This window comes from Streptomyces sp. NPDC058955, from assembly GCF_042741435.1.
Classification (GTDB): domain Bacteria; phylum Actinomycetota; class Actinomycetes; order Streptomycetales; family Streptomycetaceae; genus Streptomyces.
On sequence record NZ_JBHYKM010000091.1, the window covers coordinates 30869 to 34674 of the forward strand.

The 3806-nt window shown below is 75.3% G+C and carries 2 protein-coding genes; one reads left to right on the forward strand and one right to left on the reverse strand.

Annotated elements, in window-relative coordinates; genetic code table 11:
* A partial coding sequence (locus ACFW1I_RS28140; RefSeq protein ID WP_384675101.1) for a DEAD/DEAH box helicase occupies window positions 1-2520 on the reverse strand: 2520 nt, incomplete at its 3' end.
* A 484-nt stretch (window positions 2521-3004) separates the two neighbouring features.
* Between ACFW1I_RS28140 and ACFW1I_RS28145 the strand changes: the two genes are divergently transcribed.
* Complete coding sequence (locus tag ACFW1I_RS28145; protein ID WP_384675103.1) at window positions 3005-3757, forward strand: ferritin-like fold-containing protein; 753 nt, start codon at window positions 3005-3007, stop codon at window positions 3755-3757.
* The last annotated feature ends 49 nt before the right edge of the window (window positions 3758-3806 follow it).

Here is a 3806-nt window from a genome sequence, read left to right on the forward strand (position 1 = left end):
CTTGGTGGCGGTCCGCTTGCGGGGGGCCTTGGGGGCTTCCTCGGTGGCGGGCGTCTCCGTGACGGCGGCGGCCGTCTTCTTCGCGGCGGCGCGCTTACGGGGAGCCTTGGGGGCTTCCTCGGTGGCGGGTGCCTCGGTGACGGCGGCGGCCGTCTTCTTGGTGGCGGTCCGCTTGCGGGGGGCCTTGGGGGCTTCCTCGGTGGCGGGCGTCTCCGTGACGGCGGCGGCCGTCTTCTTCGCGGCGGCGCGCTTGCGCGGAGCCTTGGGGGCCTCCTCGACCGGAGCCGCGGCCGGGGCCGGGGCCTCGGCGACGGGGGCCGGGATGACCACGACGGCCTCGGCGGCGGCGGTGGTCGTCACCGGGCTGGACGCCTTGCGGACCGCACGGCGGCGTGGACGGCCGGCCGGCTCCTCGACGACCGGGGCCGCGGGGGCCTCGACGACGACCGGAGCGGCCTCGACCACGGCGGCCGAGCCGGTGGCCGGGCGGGTCACCCGACGCCGGGCACGCGGCGGCGCGGCCACGGCCTGAGCCGGGACGGCGGCCTGAGCCTCGACCGGGGCGGCCTGGACCGGAGCCTGGACCGGAGCGGCCTGGACCGGAGCGGCCTGGACCGGAGCGGTACGGGCCTGGCGGGACGCCGGACGCTGCTCCGCCGACTGGGCGGGCACCGGGGCGGACTGCCTGCGCGCGGCGGCCAGCTCGGCGGCGGCGGACTCCACCGTCTGGAAGGACACCGTCTCCTCGGCACGCGGCCGGACCCGCCGCTTGCGCGGCGCGAACGCCGGAGCGGGAGCGGCGGCCGGGGCGGCGGGCGCCGCGGCGACGGTCTCCGTACGACCACCACGACCACGGCGACGGCGCGGAGCCGACTCCTCGGCCGGAGCCTCGACGGGCGCGGCCGGGGCGACCGGTACGGGCGCGGCGACCGGCGCGGCCTCGACCGTCTCGACGGCGGCGGCCTTCTCGGTCTCCGCGCGACCGCCACGGCGGCGGCGACGCGGGGCGGACTCCTCGGCAGCCGGGGCCTCGACGGGCGCGGCGGCCTGCACGGGCTCCTCGGCGGGGGCCGGGGTCACCGGGGTGGCGCCGGCGACCGGGATGCCACCGCCGACCGGGCCGGTGCCGCGGGTGCGGCGGCGGCGCGGACGGCGCGGGCCGTCCACGGCCTCCGGGGCCTCGGTGGTCTCCGGCGCGGCGGTCGCCTGCGGCGCCTCGGCGTCGGCCCCGCCACGGGTGCGGCGGCGCTGGCGCGGGGTGCGCGTCCGGGCCGGGCGCTCCTCGGCGGCCGGGGCCTCGGCGCGGCCGCCACGGCCACGACGGCCGCCGGGCTCGCCCAGGTCCTCCAGCTCCTCCGCGTCGAGACCCGCGCGGGTCCGCTCGGAGCGCGGCAGGATGCCCTTGGTGCCCTCGGGGATGTCCAGGTCGGTGTAGAGGTGCGGGGAGCTGGAGTAGGTCTCGACCGGGTCGGCGAAGTCCAGCTCCAGCGCCTTGTTGATCAGCTGCCAGCGCGGGATGTCGTCCCAGTCGACCAGCGTGATCGCCGTACCGGTGTTGCCCGCGCGGCCGGTGCGGCCGGTGCGGTGCAGGTACGTCTTCTCGTCCTCGGGCGTCTGGTAGTTGATGACGTGCGTGACGCCCTCGACGTCGATGCCGCGCGCGGCCACGTCGGTGCAGACGAGGACGTCCACCTTGCCGTTGCGGAAGGCGCGCAGCGCCTGCTCGCGGGCGCCCTGGCCGAGGTCGCCGTGGACCGCGCCGGAGGCGAAGCCGCGCCGCTGGAGCTGCTCGGCGATGTCGGCCGCCGTCCGCTTCGTACGGCAGAAGATCATCGCGAGGCCGCGGCCGCGGGCCTGGAGGATGCGCGCGACCATCTCGGGCTTGTCCATGTTGTGGGCCCGGTACACGCGCTGCGTGATGTTCGCGTGCGTCACGCCCTCGTTGTCCGGCGAGGTGGCGCGGATGTGCGTGGGGCGCGACATGTAGCGGCGGGCCAGGCCGATGACCGCGCCCGGCATGGTGGCCGAGAACAGCATGGTCTGGCGCTTCGCCGGAAGCATGTTGATGATCTTCTCGACGTCGGGCAGGAAGCCCAGGTCGAGCATCTCGTCGGCCTCGTCGAGGACGAGGGTCTTGACGTGCGACAGGTCGAGCTTGCGCTGGCCGGCCAGGTCGAGCAGACGGCCCGGGGTGCCGACGACGACGTCGACGCCCTTCTGGAGCGCCTCGACCTGGGGCTCGTAGGCCCGGCCGCCGTAGATGGCGAGGACGCGCACGTTGCGCACCTTGCCGGCGGTGAGGAGGTCGTTGGTGACCTGCTGGCACAGCTCGCGGGTCGGCACGACGACGAGGGCCTGCGGCGCCTCGGTCAGCTGCTCGGGCTGCGCGCGGCCGGCCTCGACGTCGGCGGGGACGGTGACGCGCTCCAGGATCGGCAGACCGAAGCCGAGGGTCTTGCCCGTGCCGGTCTTGGCCTGGCCGATGACGTCGGTGCCGGTGAGGGCGACCGGGAGGGTCATCTCCTGGATGGGGAAGGGGGTGACGATGCCGACGGCTTCGAGCGCCTCGGCGGTCTCGGGAAGGATTCCGAGCTCTCGGAACGTAGTCAGGGTGCTGCCTCTTCTGTGAGACGCGGCGCGAGGCGAACGAAGGGGGTCTGTCATCGTGCCGGGCACGTCCCGCGGGATCCTGGGGAAGATCACCGCCGGGTGGCACGGGACCACTGCCGTCGCTCGAGCGTCGTACCGCTTGAGGGACCCTTCGGCAGGCGCCGGAAGGGCTGTCGGGCCGGAGCCGATCGGGCCACCGACCGGGCATCCTCATTCATGCGTCGGCCCACCGGGTACGTCCGAACGTGCGAAAGCATGTCCGCATACTCGGCAGGCGCATTACCACTGTACCCCGGAATCGCGCATGTGTGTCGGGCGAAATGGTGATGAGGGCACGGTCACACAGACTGACCAGGACCTTCGGGGGCCCGAAGGGCGGGCTATTGTGCGCTCCATGGAGACGCCTGACAACGCCACGCCCACCGGTGACACCGAGCCCGCCGACACGCCCACCGGCATCGCCGCCGAGGACTGGGCCACGGCTTCCGCGGAGCCGCAGTACCGCGCCGCGGTGATCGACCTCCTCGGTGCCCTCGCCTACGGCGAGCTGGCGGCCTTCGAGCGGCTCGCCGAGGACGCCAAGCTCGCGCCGTCCCTGGAGGACAAGGCGGAGCTGGCGAAGATGGCCTCCGCGGAGTTCCACCACTTCGAGCGGCTGCGGGACCGGCTGGCCGCCGTGGACGCCGAGCCGACCGCGGCGATGGAGCCCTTCGCGAAGGCGCTCGACGACTTCCACCGCCAGACCGCCCCGTCGGACTGGCTGGAGGGCCTGGTCAAGGCGTACGTGGGCGACTCGATCGCCAGCGACTTCTACCGCGAGGTCGCGGCCCGGCTCGACTCGGACACCCGCGCCCTGGTGCTCGCGGTGCTCGACGACACCGGGCACGGCAACTTCGCCGTGGAGAAGGTCCGCGCGGCGATCGACGCCGACCCGCGCGTCGGCGGCCGGCTCGCGCTGTGGGCCCGCCGCCTGATGGGCGAGGCGCTGTCGCAGGCCCAGCGCGTGGTGGCCGAGCGGGACGCGCTCTCCACGATGCTCGTCGGCGGGGTCGCGGACGGCTTCGACCTGGCGGAGGTCGGCCGGATGTTCTCCCGGATCACCGAGGCGCACACCAAGCGGATGGCGGCCCTGGGCCTCGCCGCCTGAACGGGCGCCCACCGGCACGGAACGGCCGCGCGGCCCGGGACCCCGGTCC

Coding starts and splice junctions, on each gene's coding strand:
- ACFW1I_RS28145 (WP_384675103.1), top strand. CDS start 3,005: ATGGAGACGCCTGACAACGCCACGCCCACCGGTGACACCGAGCCCGCC.